This is a genomic window from Sinorhizobium sp. RAC02 (genome assembly GCF_001713395.1).
GTDB lineage: Bacteria > Pseudomonadota > Alphaproteobacteria > Rhizobiales > Rhizobiaceae > Shinella.
Genome location: NZ_CP016450.1, coordinates 2,360,175 through 2,374,442 on the forward strand (window position 1 = coordinate 2,360,175; position 14,268 = coordinate 2,374,442).

24 protein-coding genes are annotated in these 14,268 nt (G+C 58.5%); 7 read left to right on the forward strand and 17 right to left on the reverse strand.

All coding sequences use genetic code 11. The features are described from left to right. Positions 1–7: 7 nt before the first annotated feature. The 8 genes from BSY16_RS11340 to BSY16_RS32410 form a co-directional block, all read right to left on the reverse strand. The gene (locus tag BSY16_RS11340) at positions 8–226 is read right to left on the reverse strand and encodes a DUF7660 family protein (protein WP_069059761.1); all 219 of its coding nucleotides are present in this window, start codon (positions 224–226) and stop codon (positions 8–10) included. Between the two features lie 74 nt (positions 227–300). Further along, positions 301–2,034 (reverse strand): terminase large subunit domain-containing protein, encoded by a 1,734-nt coding sequence (locus BSY16_RS31395; protein WP_210187393.1) that lies wholly within the window; start codon positions 2,032–2,034, stop codon positions 301–303. Continuing rightward, the gene (locus tag BSY16_RS11350; RefSeq protein WP_069059762.1) at positions 2,006–2,410 is read right to left on the reverse strand and encodes a hypothetical protein; all 405 of its coding nucleotides are present in this window, start codon (positions 2,408–2,410) and stop codon (positions 2,006–2,008) included. The genes BSY16_RS31395 and BSY16_RS11350 overlap by 29 nt, the downstream gene beginning before the upstream one ends. 109 nt (positions 2,411–2,519) lie before the next feature. Next, on the reverse strand, positions 2,520–2,810 hold the full coding sequence (locus tag BSY16_RS11355; protein WP_069059763.1) for a hypothetical protein: 291 nt from the start codon (positions 2,808–2,810) through the stop codon (positions 2,520–2,522). 7 nt (positions 2,811–2,817) lie between these two features. Further along, positions 2,818–3,045 carry a hypothetical protein gene (locus BSY16_RS11360; protein ID WP_069059764.1) on the reverse strand — a complete coding sequence of 76 codons (228 nt, stop codon included), beginning with the start codon at positions 3,043–3,045 and terminating at the stop codon, positions 2,818–2,820. Then, a complete protein-coding gene (locus tag BSY16_RS11365) occupies positions 3,042–3,389 on the reverse strand; it encodes an HNH endonuclease (RefSeq protein ID WP_069059765.1) in 348 nt (115 codons plus the stop codon). Before BSY16_RS11365 ends, BSY16_RS11360 begins: the two co-directional genes overlap by 4 nt. Beyond that, entirely contained in the window at positions 3,386–3,811 is a 426-nt protein-coding gene (locus tag BSY16_RS11370) for a hypothetical protein (RefSeq protein WP_069059766.1), read from the reverse strand. The genes BSY16_RS11365 and BSY16_RS11370 overlap by 4 nt, the downstream gene beginning before the upstream one ends. Positions 3,812–3,846: 35 nt before the next feature. Then, entirely contained in the window at positions 3,847–3,984 is a 138-nt protein-coding gene (locus BSY16_RS32410) for a hypothetical protein (protein WP_171902408.1), read from the reverse strand. A 136-nt stretch (positions 3,985–4,120) separates the two neighbouring features. On the opposite strand from BSY16_RS32410, the gene BSY16_RS11375 reads away from it, so the two are divergent. From BSY16_RS11375 to BSY16_RS11390, 4 genes are all read left to right on the forward strand, one after another. Further along, positions 4,121–4,351 carry a hypothetical protein gene (locus tag BSY16_RS11375; protein ID WP_069059767.1) on the forward strand — a complete coding sequence of 77 codons (231 nt, stop codon included), beginning with the start codon at positions 4,121–4,123 and terminating at the stop codon, positions 4,349–4,351. A gap of 170 nt (positions 4,352–4,521) precedes the next feature. After that, positions 4,522–4,767: a hypothetical protein gene (locus BSY16_RS11380; protein WP_150129940.1), complete on the forward strand. Its 246-nt coding sequence runs from the start codon at positions 4,522–4,524 to the stop codon at positions 4,765–4,767. 748 nt (positions 4,768–5,515) lie between these two features. Next, positions 5,516–5,767: a DUF6894 family protein gene (locus BSY16_RS11385; RefSeq protein ID WP_069059769.1), complete on the forward strand. Its 252-nt coding sequence runs from the start codon at positions 5,516–5,518 to the stop codon at positions 5,765–5,767. 44 nt (positions 5,768–5,811) lie between these two features. Continuing rightward, positions 5,812–6,087, forward strand: a complete 276-nt coding sequence (locus tag BSY16_RS11390) for a hypothetical protein (RefSeq protein WP_069059770.1) — start codon at positions 5,812–5,814, stop codon at positions 6,085–6,087. Positions 6,088–6,248: 161 nt separating this feature from the next. On the opposite strand, the gene BSY16_RS11395 is transcribed toward BSY16_RS11390, so the two are convergent. Genes BSY16_RS11395 through BSY16_RS11405 form a run of 3 tightly spaced genes read right to left on the reverse strand, consistent with a single transcriptional unit; the run spans position 6,249 to position 7,739 of the window. Next, positions 6,249–7,151, reverse strand: a complete 903-nt coding sequence (locus tag BSY16_RS11395) for a transcription termination/antitermination NusG family protein (protein WP_069059771.1) — start codon at positions 7,149–7,151, stop codon at positions 6,249–6,251. 13 nt (positions 7,152–7,164) lie between these two features. Then, the gene (locus BSY16_RS11400) at positions 7,165–7,377 is read right to left on the reverse strand and encodes a hypothetical protein (RefSeq protein ID WP_150129941.1); all 213 of its coding nucleotides are present in this window, start codon (positions 7,375–7,377) and stop codon (positions 7,165–7,167) included. Between the two features lie 47 nt (positions 7,378–7,424). Further along, positions 7,425–7,739 carry a hypothetical protein gene (locus BSY16_RS11405; RefSeq protein ID WP_069059773.1) on the reverse strand — a complete coding sequence of 105 codons (315 nt, stop codon included), beginning with the start codon at positions 7,737–7,739 and terminating at the stop codon, positions 7,425–7,427. A 137-nt stretch (positions 7,740–7,876) separates the two neighbouring features. On the opposite strand from BSY16_RS11405, the gene BSY16_RS11410 reads away from it, so the two are divergent. Then, on the forward strand, positions 7,877–8,179 hold the full coding sequence (locus BSY16_RS11410; RefSeq protein ID WP_069059774.1) for a DUF982 domain-containing protein: 303 nt from the start codon (positions 7,877–7,879) through the stop codon (positions 8,177–8,179). An 89-nt stretch (positions 8,180–8,268) separates the two neighbouring features. On the opposite strand, the gene BSY16_RS11415 is transcribed toward BSY16_RS11410, so the two are convergent. The 6 genes from BSY16_RS11415 to BSY16_RS11435 form a co-directional block, all read right to left on the reverse strand. After that, the gene (locus tag BSY16_RS11415; protein ID WP_069059775.1) at positions 8,269–9,096 is read right to left on the reverse strand and encodes an LvrA C-terminal domain-related protein; all 828 of its coding nucleotides are present in this window, start codon (positions 9,094–9,096) and stop codon (positions 8,269–8,271) included. Further along, positions 9,096–10,532: a replicative DNA helicase gene (locus tag BSY16_RS11420; protein ID WP_069059776.1), complete on the reverse strand. Its 1,437-nt coding sequence runs from the start codon at positions 10,530–10,532 to the stop codon at positions 9,096–9,098. Before BSY16_RS11420 ends, BSY16_RS11415 begins: the two co-directional genes overlap by 1 nt. Next, positions 10,529–10,705 (reverse strand): hypothetical protein, encoded by a 177-nt coding sequence (locus tag BSY16_RS32415; protein ID WP_171902409.1) that lies wholly within the window; start codon positions 10,703–10,705, stop codon positions 10,529–10,531. The genes BSY16_RS11420 and BSY16_RS32415 overlap by 4 nt, the downstream gene beginning before the upstream one ends. A gap of 121 nt (positions 10,706–10,826) precedes the next feature. Beyond that, the gene (locus BSY16_RS11425) at positions 10,827–11,639 is read right to left on the reverse strand and encodes a hypothetical protein (protein ID WP_069059777.1); all 813 of its coding nucleotides are present in this window, start codon (positions 11,637–11,639) and stop codon (positions 10,827–10,829) included. Beyond that, positions 11,636–11,911 carry a hypothetical protein gene (locus BSY16_RS11430; protein WP_150129942.1) on the reverse strand — a complete coding sequence of 92 codons (276 nt, stop codon included), beginning with the start codon at positions 11,909–11,911 and terminating at the stop codon, positions 11,636–11,638. Before BSY16_RS11430 ends, BSY16_RS11425 begins: the two co-directional genes overlap by 4 nt. 119 nt (positions 11,912–12,030) lie before the next feature. Continuing rightward, the gene (locus tag BSY16_RS11435) at positions 12,031–12,228 is read right to left on the reverse strand and encodes a hypothetical protein (protein WP_069059779.1); all 198 of its coding nucleotides are present in this window, start codon (positions 12,226–12,228) and stop codon (positions 12,031–12,033) included. A gap of 109 nt (positions 12,229–12,337) precedes the next feature. Here BSY16_RS11435 and BSY16_RS11440 point away from each other — a divergent pair, with 109 nt between their 5' ends. Continuing rightward, positions 12,338–12,892 carry an Arc family DNA-binding protein gene (locus BSY16_RS11440; RefSeq protein ID WP_069059780.1) on the forward strand — a complete coding sequence of 185 codons (555 nt, stop codon included), beginning with the start codon at positions 12,338–12,340 and terminating at the stop codon, positions 12,890–12,892. Further along, entirely contained in the window at positions 12,892–14,097 is a 1,206-nt protein-coding gene (locus BSY16_RS11445) for a tyrosine-type recombinase/integrase (protein ID WP_069059781.1), read from the forward strand. Before BSY16_RS11440 ends, BSY16_RS11445 begins: the two co-directional genes overlap by 1 nt. Positions 14,098–14,268 lie beyond the last annotated feature (171 nt).

Here is a 14,268-nt window from a genome sequence, read left to right on the forward strand (position 1 = left end):
TAGATTGTTACTCATACATTGAGGCGGCAACAATCAGTTTGGCAGCGTGGGTCCACGGGTTAGTGTCAGCAGGCCTCTGCCAGTCGTTTACCCACGCCGACATTGCCTCTAAAAAATCATCGAGCTTGATATTTTGCCAACCGTCGGAATCAAATTTCAATTCTTCACGCATTTGCGCCAGGAGTGCAATAAACCCATGTTTGTCGTGAACTTCATCTGCTGTCATGTTGACCCTCTCGCCAATCGAAGCCTAGCACGCGAGCCTAAGTCCATGCCAAGATTTATGAGTTTGTGACCTAGTCAGCCGTCGAAGCGCTCTTGCAAGAACTGCCTGCCACGCCTTAGCGCGCTGTCGATTGTTTCCCCGTCCCACGAGAATTCCAGAAGTTTCTGATGGAAATCTTTCGTAACGCTCACGATGATCACGCCGGGCTTAGTCCTTGTGCAACTCCCATCGTACCCGTAGCCATCGTCTGTCACTTTGCCCGAAAACATCGCGTCAACGTGGCGCTCGACGGTCCTGCCGATAGGTTCCCAAGTATGATCCGTGACCAGGATACTGACCTGCTGATCATAATATTCCGCATCAAAGGCGACAGGCGCCCGGTCCCGGCGTGACCACTCCACCGACGTAGGAGTCCTCCTGACATCGACGACGAAGTCATCACATCCCATGCAACCGCACTCGCAGCGGCCTATGGTGAGGCGACCCTCGTGTCCTTTCATGAGTTGCTTAACAAGGTCGGGAGGATCGAGACCCAAATGGTCGTCTCCGATCCAGTCCACACCATCGACGATCAACCTCACCTCGTAGGTGTTGTCTTCGTGATTAGGGAGGATCCGATAGGACAGGCTGCTCATAGTGCCTGACGGTACAGACATGATTCCACGTCTGCAATGGGCCGAAAGCGGCCGCGGCGCGGAAGGCGTTTTTCGAGGCGGCGGAAGAGGCAGGGGTGTTTGTTCGCGATTATTACTCCCCCACGCGGCCCAGCGTGCGGCAGGGGTTGTGCGAAAAGTAAATGGGAATCCAACCGGTTTGCCGAAATACAGACGCTCCGTTGCCAGCCGTTCGGAGGCAATGTGCTTAGCGGTCTCCACACGCCCGCGCACGTTCTCGATCGGATAGGTGATCCCTAGCGCGGGCAGCGCCTTCACCCAGCACGATTCGTCGGTAAACGGGTCATCGTTCTCATCGACGCGCGCGATGTAGGAGAATGCCCTGTCGTCCTGTATCAGACCCTCCGCAACGCGCTGGTAGAACAGCGAACGCTCGGTTGCGAACGTCTGATCCGCTGCCGGCGTGTTCGTCCCGAGCATCAAAAGCGGATCCCCGGCCATCTTGTCGATCGCGGCCTTCCAGAGGTCGACGGCCTTTCCCGTCTTCATTTCGTGGATCTCGTCACCGAATACCGCAATGGGCTTTGGTCCGGAGATCGTGTCACCTGTCGCAACCGGGAGGAATTTCGCCTCCATGCCCGGGACTTCGATCTTCCACGCGTTGTCACCGACGCCGCGAATGATCACTGTCCCGCGGCTTTCCAGCGTCTCGCCACCCTTGCCGGGGATTTCGGCCCGGCAGAGCGCCACGGCATCCGAGAACAGAACTTTCGCCTGATCTTTGTCGGTCGCAATGGCGTAAGCCTCAGCGCGCTTTACACCACAAAAGCCGATCATGTAGACGCCAATCGCGCCCATCAGCGGCGACTTGGCCTGTCCCTTCCCCGTCTCGATCCAGGCATGCCGGAAACGGCGGGTGCCGTCTTCATTCCGCCACCCAAAAAGTGACCCGACAACGAATGTCATCCACTCGAGCAGGTGGAAAGGCTGCCCCACCTTCGCCCCGGCCGTCACCGTGAACATCGCCGGGAAGAACCGCAGCGCCCGGCCCGCCTGCTCCAGATCGAACTTGAGCCCCCGCTTGTGGCCGTCATTCAGGTCGTTGAGGTGGCGCTGGCATGCGGCACGGACGAACCGGCCGGCGATGATTTCGCCCTTGATGACCTTACTGGCGTAGCCCGTGGTTGGGTCCAAGGAACTCGTCGGCGGCAGTAGAGCCGGCGGCGGGCTTTTTCGCGCTCGCTTTGACTGCTGCTTCACCGAACATAGCCTTTTCCAGTTTCAGCATCCGCTCGTTCAGCTTCTCGCAGGCGCTCCAGCGGTAATTGAAATACTCGCCGCCCTCTTCGCCCTTCAGGACCGGGCCTTGCTGAAACGCCATCGGATAGAGGTTTTCGAACTCGACTTTCGCCCGGACGTACCGATCGGCGCGCGCCAGGTTGGCGGCCGTCGCGGCATCAAGTTCCTTGAGCGCGGCGACGGTCTCTTTCCAAAGTACCTTCGCCAGTTCGGCGGCACCTTCGTCGTCTTGGAAGACGCGCTCGAAGGCCGGTTGTGCGATTTTGACCACCCTACCCCCCTTTCAAACTGATTTCAGTGCAAATGAAGGAGCGTCACGGGTCTGGGAAAGAGCGCCCTGCTTTAAAAATCGGGGGGGTGGCCGCGTAAGACGCTGTGGTTTAGGGCTTCCGCCCCTTCGCCTTGCGGCCACCCTTCTCCTTCGGTCTGTCATCCTGCTTGGCGGGAGCATCGGCCGGCTGGTCTGCCTCAGTGCCCTTTACCTCCACACCCTTGGCCCTTGCGATCGATGCGCCGCGGGTGATGGCGTTCGCCAGCTCGTGGTCGACGACAATGTCTTTCGTCTCGATGCCCTTCTGCCGCGCCTCGATGGCGTTGCAGTAGACGATAGCCTTGGGCTGCGGTGCCATGGTGCGCCAGTAGGCCAGCGCTAGTTCAAGCTCTTCGTTCATGGCTGGCTCACTTGATCGGAGCGGCGACGTCTGCGCCGTTGCCCTTCGAGTTGTCGAGAACGATGGCGCTGAATACTTCGTTCACTTCGAGGCGCTGCTCGTCGAACCATCGCGGCTCCTTGTCGGACTGCGGGCTCAGCAGGTACTGGTCGCAGCCGGTGATGTAGTTTACGCGGCCGGTGATGATACCGGAGAAACCGGTGATCACGTCCTTTGCCATCATTCCAAGTCTCATGCCGGGCTCCTGTTCCAAGGGTGGTCGGGATCGATGGGCCGGCCATTCTCGTCATGGCCGGCGATATAGCCGCGGTGCGTGGCGCGCTGGATGTCGCCGTCATGGCATTCCTTGCATGTCGCCATGATGTTCTCGCGATCGAGGAAGAGCTTCAGGTCGCCCTTGTGATCCCGCTTGTGGTGAGCGACCGGTGCATTCGGCGCATTGCCCTTGCCAATGAGGGAACGACCACACCCAGGCCATTGGCAGGTGTAGTCGTCGCGAAGGAAAACCGCCTTGCGGAGAGGCTGCCAGGCCGGGTGATTGTAGAGCGCCCGGTGCTCTGGCCTGTAACGCTTCCTCACGCGTTGGTGAGCGCCGCGCTCATGATAATCTTGCCGTTGGGCAGGATCACGCCAAGATAAGCGGCCTCGGTGCCGGTGTCGGTCCACGTCAGGTCGATATCGCCATCCGCTTCGGACACGGCCTTGAACAGCTTCTTCGCGACGATCGGCAGCAGCGCGCCATCGGTGCCGATGGCAATGCCGGTGGAGCCGCCGGTCGCGACGAACGCATCACCGTTCGCATCGGCAAAGACGGCGATGTCGACGGCGGCGCGCATGGCGAGGTCTTTGCCCTGCCCGTCCTTCAACTGGATGGTGACGGCGCGGACGTTGGTGTTTTCGGCACCGACGACAATCGAAGCGCCAGCAACGGCACCGCCGAAGTCGACGACATCATTCGGGCCGACGATGAGCTTATGCGGATTGGGGCGACGGATGGTCATCGGTCGTTCTCCTGTCGGGATTGAGGATTGGCCGGTTATGCCGGGACTAGGCCGTCAGCATCGAGCCAGTGATCAGCGATGCGGGCCAGCCCCTTGCCGTCAGGCTGTACGACCTGGGCGTCGACGGTGCCGGTGATACCGGTGATGGGGCAACGAAGGTTCATTCCGATCATGTCGGTTTCCTTTGCGGGTTCGCTTGTGCTTGGGGGAACGATGGGCTGGTGGGCGTGATGGCATCGCCTATCGACTCCCGTGCAATTTCGTTCCATCCTTCCTCGCGAAGCATCGGATACACTTGGAGGGGATGGAATGAGCAGCAATCTGACCGACGCGAAGACGTATTTTGAAGGTCTAGTGTCCAAGCACAAAGCAGAGATCGCCATCCTCGACCTTGGACGCACCAAGCAAATTACCAGCGACAACGCGGGTGGATGGGTGGACACTGCCCCTGAACTTCGGGCGCTGTATGAGGCGACTTTGAAGCACTATGAAGACCAACTGGCCTACGTGAACCGCGAGCTAGCCGCCGGCAAGGAATAACTTCCGCTGAGAAGCCGGACGGTTAAGCCCCGCTCTCGTTTCAGGCAGGCAGTAGCGAACCTCAAGACAACCCGAGGACGTGGCGAAGCCTCTCAATTGCCTCGTCCGAGCACCACTACCGTTTCGCTTTCGCCATGGCCGTGTCAAAGTCCCGTCAAATGGAGGAAGCGATGACCATCAAGCCTGTGAAATTTACCGTGAAGCAAACTGTTATGGTTGATGGGCACGAGGTCAGCGACGGAATCTATGTCGGGCAGAAGTTGTCCGATACCGAGATCGAGCGTTCAATGAGCCGGAATGCATCCTATTTCCTGCACTTCGCACCGCCGAACGCTGAAGACGACCTGGCCCTGGTGCGGCGCTTCGATCTCGACGTCACCGAGTATGTGCAAAAGGGCCAGATCGTCGTCACCTAGGCTACGCGCAGATTGCAAGGCCGCACGAATGGTCGATGTGAACGCAGGCAATTTACCGACGCGCGGACGGAGTGGACGCCCACCAGTTTTGAATATTCCTAGGCACCCGTATCATGCAGGCTCCTTGACGCTGCCGACGATCGGTAGGAAAATGGTTTCTTAACGCCGTCTGCAATCGCGCATTGCATCGCTTCGTGGCTAACCACTAGGTGGAACCCATGAGTAACAGCGAAATGCCTCCAGACCGCCGAGGTCGCCGTCTAGTTCACTTTGCCCGAGAGGAAACCCTTGTGTTCCTCATCGCGGGCGGCGCGGCAGTTGCCTATTTGGTTATCGCCTTCGTCATAGGCCCCTAGCGTCGACGTCCATAATAGCTTGGAACATCGGAAACGCGCGAGGGTTAGTGTTCAGGAGGAACTCCTGATGGACCCCGATGCGCGCTTCAACCATGAACTCGCCACCTACGTCATCGTGAACGTCACTCTCTCCGGACTGATCGCTTTGGGCTTCTGGCTGACTTGATTGGTTCCAGGCCCACGCCAGCATCGTACGGCCGAAGGCGTCCAAGAGGAGAGATTACCCGAGGTTATGCTGATTCCTCTGTGCTGGAGAGAAGGCGGTGGTAGCTGTGCCACTTACGAATTCGTTTCCTAGGCCACCTGAATAGGCGTAGACTGAGGCATCATCAGCTTCCCCTGGCACGCTGTGACAGAGAGTTATATCGCGCTCCCGCCCATGGAGAAGCGCTATGCCTAGATATTTCTTCCACGTATTGGACGGCCGAGCAGCGATCGACGACAAAGGCCTCTTTCTTGCCAACGAAAGTCAAGCTCGGGTTGAAGCGCTTCGCGGCGCCAGTGAGATGCTGGCCGACGAAGAGATGAACATTTGGCTCGGAAACGAGTGGATGATGGCTGTCGTAGACGACGGCGGAAACGTCCTGTTCAAACTGAAGTTTTCAGTCGAACTCTTGAACCGCCCTGTAGCACTTGCTTCCTAGGCCAACTGCGCTTCGGGAGGCTTTCCCAACACGAGGAGTGAAGGATGCCTGCCTACTTGATCTGCTACGATGTTCAGAAGGTCGACAACTACGGTGCGATTGCGGAACAGTTGCGAGAATGGAAGTCTGTCCAGCCTATGGAATCACTTTGGCTTTGCAACGTGCACTACGATGCCGTGACAATCCGTAAACTTCTGAAGCCACTTATTGGCGATAACGAGGGCCTTTTCGTCTGCGAAATCAAACCGTCGAGCGATTGGGCGGGTCTGAAAGTGCATAACGCCGTCACAGCTTGGGTCCGCGCGAACATCGGGCAATAACCCCTCACCTTCGGCGCTTCCGAATTATGAGACCGGCGACTTACCGTTTGTCCTGCCTGCTGAACTGAAAAAAGGGTGCATTTCCCCTATCGCGCCGAATGCAATCGTTCGGCTATGGGACCGGCAGCTGTCCAGCGCGAAGCATGGAGGGCGCAAGGAATTCAGTCATCCCGATTGGGAAAATAGACCGTTTTGCGAAATTCATCAAGCGCTTCATCATGCTCCAGGCCATCAATTGCGGAGATTATTCCCAAAATTCTCTTTCGGGTGGGCTTTGGCAGGTTGCGAATGCACTCGTCAGCATAGGTTCGGAGCGATACAGTTCGCCCGCGCCCCTTCGGCAAGTGCCGCCCTAGATCTGCATTGAGCGTCTGCCGGCGCTTAAACCGCGCCTCCTCGACGTTCTGAGCTTTCTGGAAAAGGAACGCCTGGTGCCGATCGAACATCGTGAGCATCAAGAACCGAACATCCTCTTCCGAAATGGTCATCGGCCGGTCAGCAACTGACACCACATCGATCACGCCTTCGATCTTGCGGATGGCCTCGAACCCGCAACCCGGATCGCGCCGGATGAAGGCATAGCCGACGAGGAAAGGCAGGCGGCGGGATCGAAGCTTGCCGCCACGGTGTGGACGCCGCTCCTGCCAGAAGGCGGGCATGTAGACGTCTATCCTCTTCTCCCGAAGGTTCCGTTCCACGATGGTTTCAGCCACCCGATAATCCGGCGCGTCATGTATCTTCGCCGCCATCTTCTGCGCGCCAGGCGCAACCCGGACGGCATACCATTGCTCGGCGCGTCGACCCGAAAGCAGCAACGACTGCCAGTCGACCGTGACGGCGAAGCGCTTCTGCACGTCCGTCGTCACGATGGTGATCTCTTGCTCCTCCTGCACGGCCGGCAGGACGCGCCCCTTGTGGAAGCCAGCGGCGCGGACGGCGGCGTGGGACTGATCGAGGGTAAAGCCCTGGTCGATCATCTTCCAGCCTGCCATGCTGTCGGGAATGACGACGGCGAATCCAGCCTGTGCGCCGATCGGTTTCACGGTCTCTTGGTTGCTCTGCATTCAATCAGCCTCTTCAATCAATGATCAGTGTGAAACGCGGTTTGGCGAAGCGACCAGCGTCTTGGCCGAAAAACGAGATCCTTCGCGCTGGCCGGACATCACAAGCTTTAGGCACGCATCGGGCGGCCGTGACGTTCGCGGCGTCTTCGGTAATAAACAGCTGGTCTGCCCAAGCCGTGCGCTGACCGGCATCGTCTTCCACGACGATGGCAAAGCCCTCTTCCACGCCCCTTCCGAGCGGGTCTAAGGTCCCATCACGTAGGCGCTGAAGCCTCACCCTACCGAGCATGAGAATCTCCTTTCCGATCGCGTCTTGATGAGGTTGCGGCGCTCGGCTGTCAGCTTCACCCATGCCGGCCGCCAGTTCGTGACCTTGGTGATGATCCTCGAAATTCGTTCGGGCGGATCGATGCAGAACCAGTCGCCGGAGGCGTCGAGGAAATACCGGCGCTGGTCCGCGTCGAAGCTCCCGACGAGGTCGGAGAACAGTAGCTCGCAGATCGTGCCATCCGGCTTGGCTTCCTTCATCGGGCGCCACGGATTTGCCCGGTCGTATGTCTCTCGGGCTTTGCGCTCTGCGATGGTCATTCAGCAGCTACCAAAGAATTTATAGGCGTGTGCACGAGCGCCTTCTTGAAACTGAAAAACCGAGGAAATAAATCGTCGTCGGGCGCTGAATCACAGCGCCGTCCTTGTTGATCACCAACGTTTTCAGTGAGGTAGCAATGACCTTGAAGCTGTTCGACCGACCAGTCTATCTGAAGGAACGCAGAGACCTGATCCGGGAAATAACGTCGCTTGAGGATGCGATCGACTTTCTCGAAGAATGGCCCGCACGCGATCGTGACATAGTGCACGATGCGACCTTGAAGACCTGCTATATGGCGTGGGACGGACATAAGCCGTTGAAAGTTGCGCGCGACGCAATCCGATCCTTCGGCAAAAGCAAGGGCATCCTGGTAAAGTCGCCCGGGATTCAGCCATGGATGATCAGAACGCGATCCGGCGGCGGACGCGTTTCCACATAGTTGAGTTGTGGCGCTGGAGAGGCTGCAGGATGCGGCCTCTCGTTCCAGCCTCGGCGTCGCAACTCCGAGCATCGTATGCGCAAGCTGGCTCATCGAGCTATCTCCATCTCGATCCAGTTGGCGCCGTCGGTCGGTTCAAGGAGGTGCGCAGGCGCAGCACATCCGGCGTCGCCGGGGCGTGGACCCCATGCGGTCGGCCATTCGTTTTTCTGGCGGGCATAGTCGATGCGCTTCAGCCAGCGGTCGTCATCGATCGGGACTGGCGGCTGCGATGGGGCGGCGGCATCGTCCCAAGGCTGAGCGTTCAGCCAACGCGCGGCGTGCCGAACGAACTGGGGCTCTTTGCCTTCGACTTCCCGGGAGTAGGATTTGAGGGCATCGAGAATGATTTCGAGGGGGGTCAGCGATCGAGCTTTGGCGAAAGCCTTCAGCGCATCCTGCTTGTCCACTTTCCGGGGATAGACCGGCCAGAACTGCTTTTCGAATTCAGTCCTGATTTCCTCATCGACCATCGCGCGCTTGCCGCGTGATGAGGGAATATCTTTTTTATTATCTGTATCTGTATCTGTCTCTGTCTCTGGTCTAGCATCCGCTTGCGCAGCGCTAGCAGGCGCTTGCATCGTGCTAGCAGGCGCTTGCAGATTTTCGAGAAAACCACATGAAATCAATGGTTCGAGCTTCGGCACCTTATCGAGGTACGCAACTCGCTTGAGGTATGCCGGATTGTTCGGCACTTCGCCGTTATTCCGCGACGCGATGAGCATGCACACAATTGCTAGCAGCTTGCTAGCATCGTCTAGCGTCACCCAATCCTCGCTAGCGAGCAGCGCGAAATGGAGCTTGATCCACGGCGGATTGCGGTCTTTGTAGTGCTGGAATTGCTCCCAGTTCCTGACCCTGAGATTAGCGGCCGCCATCAATGCCTCACTGCATTTCGGACAGCCGAGCACGCGACGTCGACGAACAGGTCAATGGTCTTGACCACGCCCATGCGCTGCTTGGCGATGATGAATTCAAGCTTGTTCTGGCAGTCGACGAGGCGGTCTATCCGATCGGCCTCTGCCTCCGCGTTCTTGCCGCGCTCACGTTCGAGGTAATAGGATTCGCGATAGAGGAACGCGACCGTGTCGGCATCCTGTTCGATGGAGCCCGAATCTCTAAGGTCGGAGAGCATGGGCCGCTTGTCCTCACGGCTCTCAACGCCGCGGGAGAGCTGCGACAGGGCGACGATAGCCAGCCCTTCGTCCCTGCCCATGTTGCGCAGGCCAGCGGAAAGCTCGGCAACTTCGTTGACACGGTTACCGGAATACCGGCCCGACGCGGACAACAGTTGCAGATAGTCGACGACGATAAGGTCGAGCGTCTGCCCAGCGCGCGCAGCATCCTCCCGCATTCGGTCGATCTTGACGCGCAGATCCGACAGCGTGAGGCCAGACTGCTGCTCAATCCAGAGAGGAAGCTTTTCGCGGTCTTGGTTGGCGACGATCAGGGCGTCGAAGTCTCGCCGGGACACGCGGCCAGTGATCAGATCCGTGTATGGGACCTTCACGTTCCAGTCATAAGCGATATCGGTTATTGCCCGCTTGACCAGCGTTTTCGCTTCCATCTCCAGGGAGATGAAGCCCACGCCCTTGCCGGATTTCGCCGCCTTGATCGACGTCGACAGCGCGAAGGCGGTCTTGCACATGCCGGGACGCGCGCCGATGACCACCATCTCGCCCGGATGCATGCCGCCGGTGGCGTAGTTGATATCGGTCAGGCCGTAGGTGATGCCGGTAACGCCGCCGCCCCGCTCCATCGCAGCTTCAATCTCGACCAGCGCCGCGTCAGTCGCCTCGTCGATCGAGAAGCGCGTCTTGCCGCGGCCACCGGCCTTCATGCCAGAGGCAATCTCGTCGAGCGCGCGTGTGGCGTCGCGGATCAATTCCACGGCACCGGCGGCGGGGCTTGCCGCCGCACTGGCGACAATCTCGGCTTCTTTCTTGACGGACACCCGCGCCCATTGCTGGATCAGGTTTGGTATCGTCTTGCTGAGGCCAGCGGCACCGTAGACAGTGTTCGAGGCGAGCTGTGCGAGGTAGGCTGACAGCGGCATCTTCACCAGCTTGGCCCACGCCTCGGCCTCTGCCGGCTCGAAAAGCTTGAAGACAACGGCAAGCGAGACGGCTTTGAACCGCTCGTTCGCGGTCAGCATGTTCTCGAAGATGCGGCGGTGCAGCGGCTCAAGGAAATGGTCCGGCTTCACCCGGCTCTGCGCCGCAGACAGGTGACCGGCCATCAGGATTGCGCCGAGCACCTCCATCTCGAGTTCAGGGACGAACCCGGCGCTTTCCAAGTCGACGCCGGCAGTCATATCGTGCCCTTTGCGCAGAAGAGGCGAACGAACTCACCATATGCTTTGCCTGCAACGAGAGCGTCGTTGAAATTCCGAGTGTCTTGGGCTTTGGCGGCGGCCTCGACGTACTTCTTCCAGGCCGCCTCCTGCCGCGCCAACTCGCGGTCCTTGAGGATGATGACGTTGCTCACGCGCGCACCCTCCGCAGAACTGGCACCTTGCGTGCCTTTGTTACTGCGTCGCACTCGTCGACGGCGTGGTCTATCCAGCCCTCCAGTTCGGAGCGGCGGAAGCTTTCGATGGCAAGGCTTCTCATGTCGACGCCCTCCCGATGACGGAGAGCGTGGCGTCGATGAAGCGCGTCATCTCGCCGAAAATGCCCGCCTCTTGCTTTCGGAAAACATCAAGCGTGTTGTCTGCCGTGAGCGCCGCGGCCTTGAAGGCAATGCCGGCCATGGTGAAAGCTTCGGCATACGACACGGCGCGTGATGCCCGCTGCTGTTCATTTTTCGCGGCGTTGATGCGCTGAATGTATTTCTCAACGCCAGAGGCCTCGCGCAAGCGTGCGGTTTCGGCATAGTAGGCTTGGGATAGCGGCAGTTTTCTCCGATATTTTGCGAGCACCTTTTGTTGTTCTTTCTGGTGCCTAGCCTGGGCGGCCGGCGTCCGGCCTTTGCGCGGGATTTCCCACGCCGTGATGACACGCTGGATTCCCTCGGGCGTTTCGACGCTGAAGCATGCCACCGGAGTGCTCTCGCGCATCTTTCGGGTCATCCGCGCAGTCAGGTCAGCGGTTGGCCGACGTATGAACCGGCCAGCTATATCCTTCTCCGCAGTTTTGCTGATCAGGCTGAAGCTGCGATCTGCGTTGGTGCCTCCCAGGATTTCCTCCGGCGCTGACGGCCAGCGGTGGCGCCACTCGTCGACGAGCCATTCAAGCGCATCTTCTGCTGTGGCGACTTCCGCGCACGCCGCGACAAACCTCTCGTATGCCGCCAAAAGAGCGGGGTTTTCCTGCGCGATCGTCGGCTCTATGCACGAATTTGCAGTAGCGGTGGCTGCCGGGATCGTGCTGGCGACAATGCCGGAAATCCCGGCGATGAACCTGCGTCGAGTCGTTTTCATGACAGCGCCTCCAGCTTCCGCTCCACTGCAAGCTGAGTGTCTCTAACCATAAGCGCGCCCATTTCGAGGACGTGTTTGATGTCCTGCCGGACGACCTCGCCGACTTCATCGCTCCATTCCTCTGCGTCGTTCAAGGCGAGCGCGCACACGGTGAAGAGGGAGGAGAGATTGGCGATCTGATAGACCACATCGTCACGCTGATAGGCTCCGGGCAGATGCCCGAGCGGGCTTGCCGCCGCTGGCGCGGCCGTGGTATCACTTGTGCTGTTCATATCAATTTCCTGCCTGGGGGATTGGGTTGAGCCATGGCTCGGAACCGTTGGCGCGGTTGCCGGGCCTTTCTCGTTCTGGAGTTCCGCCGCCATCCGCGGTACTTGGCGGAATGACGGTTTCACGCTGCGTCCTCCATGAAGAACGCGATGAGCTTGGCGCGGGAAATCACCCAACGGCCATTCACCTTTTTCGCGGGAAGTTGCTCCTTTTCGAGCATGTCGAAAGTCGATCGCGTCGTGCGGCCGATGACCTTTCCGATTTCCTCGGCGCCCCAGATCAAATCCAGCGCGCCGGCAATTTCCGCAGATTTCGCCATACAGCATAACCTTTCGTTAATGACATCACGGTAATGTAAATTACGGTGATTTCATTGCGCGTCAAGCGAAAAGAAATTACGGTGATGTACTTATTGTGGAGAGGCGTTTATGGCGAAGGCTGGTAGGGGCTCGGATCAATTCCCATTGCGTTTGCCGCCTGGGATGCGTGAGCAGATCAAGCAAGCGGCGGAGGCCAGTGGCCGGTCGATGAATGAGGAAATCCTTGACGTTTTACGTGAGTATTTTCCTCAGCAACCGGGGATGGAGGAAATTCTCGATGAGATCGCGTACACCGTCCAAATATTGGAAGCCCTCAGGGTCGAAGAGTCGTCAGATGGACTCACGTCAAGCGACAAAATCCAGATTGTCCTCGGGAGGTTAGACGAAGCAAACGACAAGCTGAAAAAGTTCTTCGGAGAAAAGCAGCCGTCCGTTGTTAAACTAGACAAGGAGGTACACGCAAATGTAGAGCAACTCATGAAAGAATGGGACATTTCGTTCGAGGGAAGTCTTGATGGCGTGATTAACGGCCTAGTCCAAATGAGCGTCGACCGCGTTTCACGCCGGGAAGAAAGTATTCGAATAGCTGTAGGCGAAGGCGACGCTCGGCGCATTGTCGAGCTAATACCGCCATGGGAAACCAGTCCCAGGAGCGGGGAATAATGTCAGTCCGCAAGCGTGAATGGACGACACCAAAGGGCGAGGCGAAATCCGCTTGGGTGGTCGATTACTTCGACACGGCCGGAAAACGGCGCCTGAAGACTTTCAGACTGAAGAAAGAGGCCGACCAGTTCGCCGCCACGGCGAGCGTCGAGGTGCGCGAGGGAGTGCACGTAGCGGATAGCGCGACAATTACCATTGAGGAAGCCGGGAAGCTTTGGCTAAAGTCCGGTGACGCTGCAGGCCTTGAGCGGACATCAATCGATCAGCGCAAGCAGCACCTTAACCTTCACATCGTGCCCCTGGCGAGCGCGGTAAAGCTCACGAAGGTGACGGCACCGTGGGTTCGCTCATTCCAAGATGATCTTCGAGAGAATGGCCGTTCCGCAGCAATGGTGAAGCGCGTGACCGTGAGCCTCGGTAGCATCTTGGCAGACGCGCAGGGCCGGGGCTTGGTTGTGCGGAATGCTGTCCATGAGCTGTCGAAGGCCAGATCCGGAACGAAAAAGTCGGAGAAGCGCTCGAAGGCCAAGCTGCGCGTCGGCATGGATATTCCGACGAACGCAGAAATCCGGCGGATCCTTGACACGGCTGCGGGAAGATATCGGCCGTTGCTGGTAACGATGATCTTCACGGGTATTCGGGCAAGCGAGGCGCGCGGGCTCCGTTGGGAGGACGTCGACCTCGGAAAGGCGCAGTTGCACATTAGGCAACGAGCCGATCGGTACGGCGAAGTCGCCATGCCAAAGAGCGAGGCAGGTCAAAGAACCGTCCCCCTACCCCCGATGGTCGTGAACACGCTGAAAGAATGGAAACTGGCATGCCCAAACAGCGAAGCGGGATTGGTATTCCCGAACGCGGCCGGCAACATCGAATACCACCAAAACATGCTCCAGCGTGGATTATGGCCGACGCAGATCAAGGCAGGCATGGGTGTTCCGACAGGGAAGTTTGACGAGAAAGGAAACCCGATCATGGCGCCGAAGTATTCCGGCTTTCACGCGCTACGCCACTGGTACGCAAGTTGGCTGATCAATCGGAAGTCGGACGGGGGCTTGGAACTGCCGGCGAAGACCGTGCAAACTCGGATGGGCCATAGCTCCATTCAGGTGACGTTCGACACCTACGGTCACCTGTTCCCGTCGACGGACGAAGGGGCGGAAATGGCTGCCGCGGAAATGGCCCTCTTTGCGATCAATGCAACATGAGTGCAACATGCTGCGTTTTTCAGAAATAAAACCAGCATTAAATTAAACACTCTGACTCCGTTAATCTTGGTTCGAATCCAGGTTCCCCAGCCAACCTCTTTTTTTTCAATAGAAACAACTACTTGAAAAATATTAGCAGCCGCTAAGTGTTAAACCTGCGCGGATGATCCA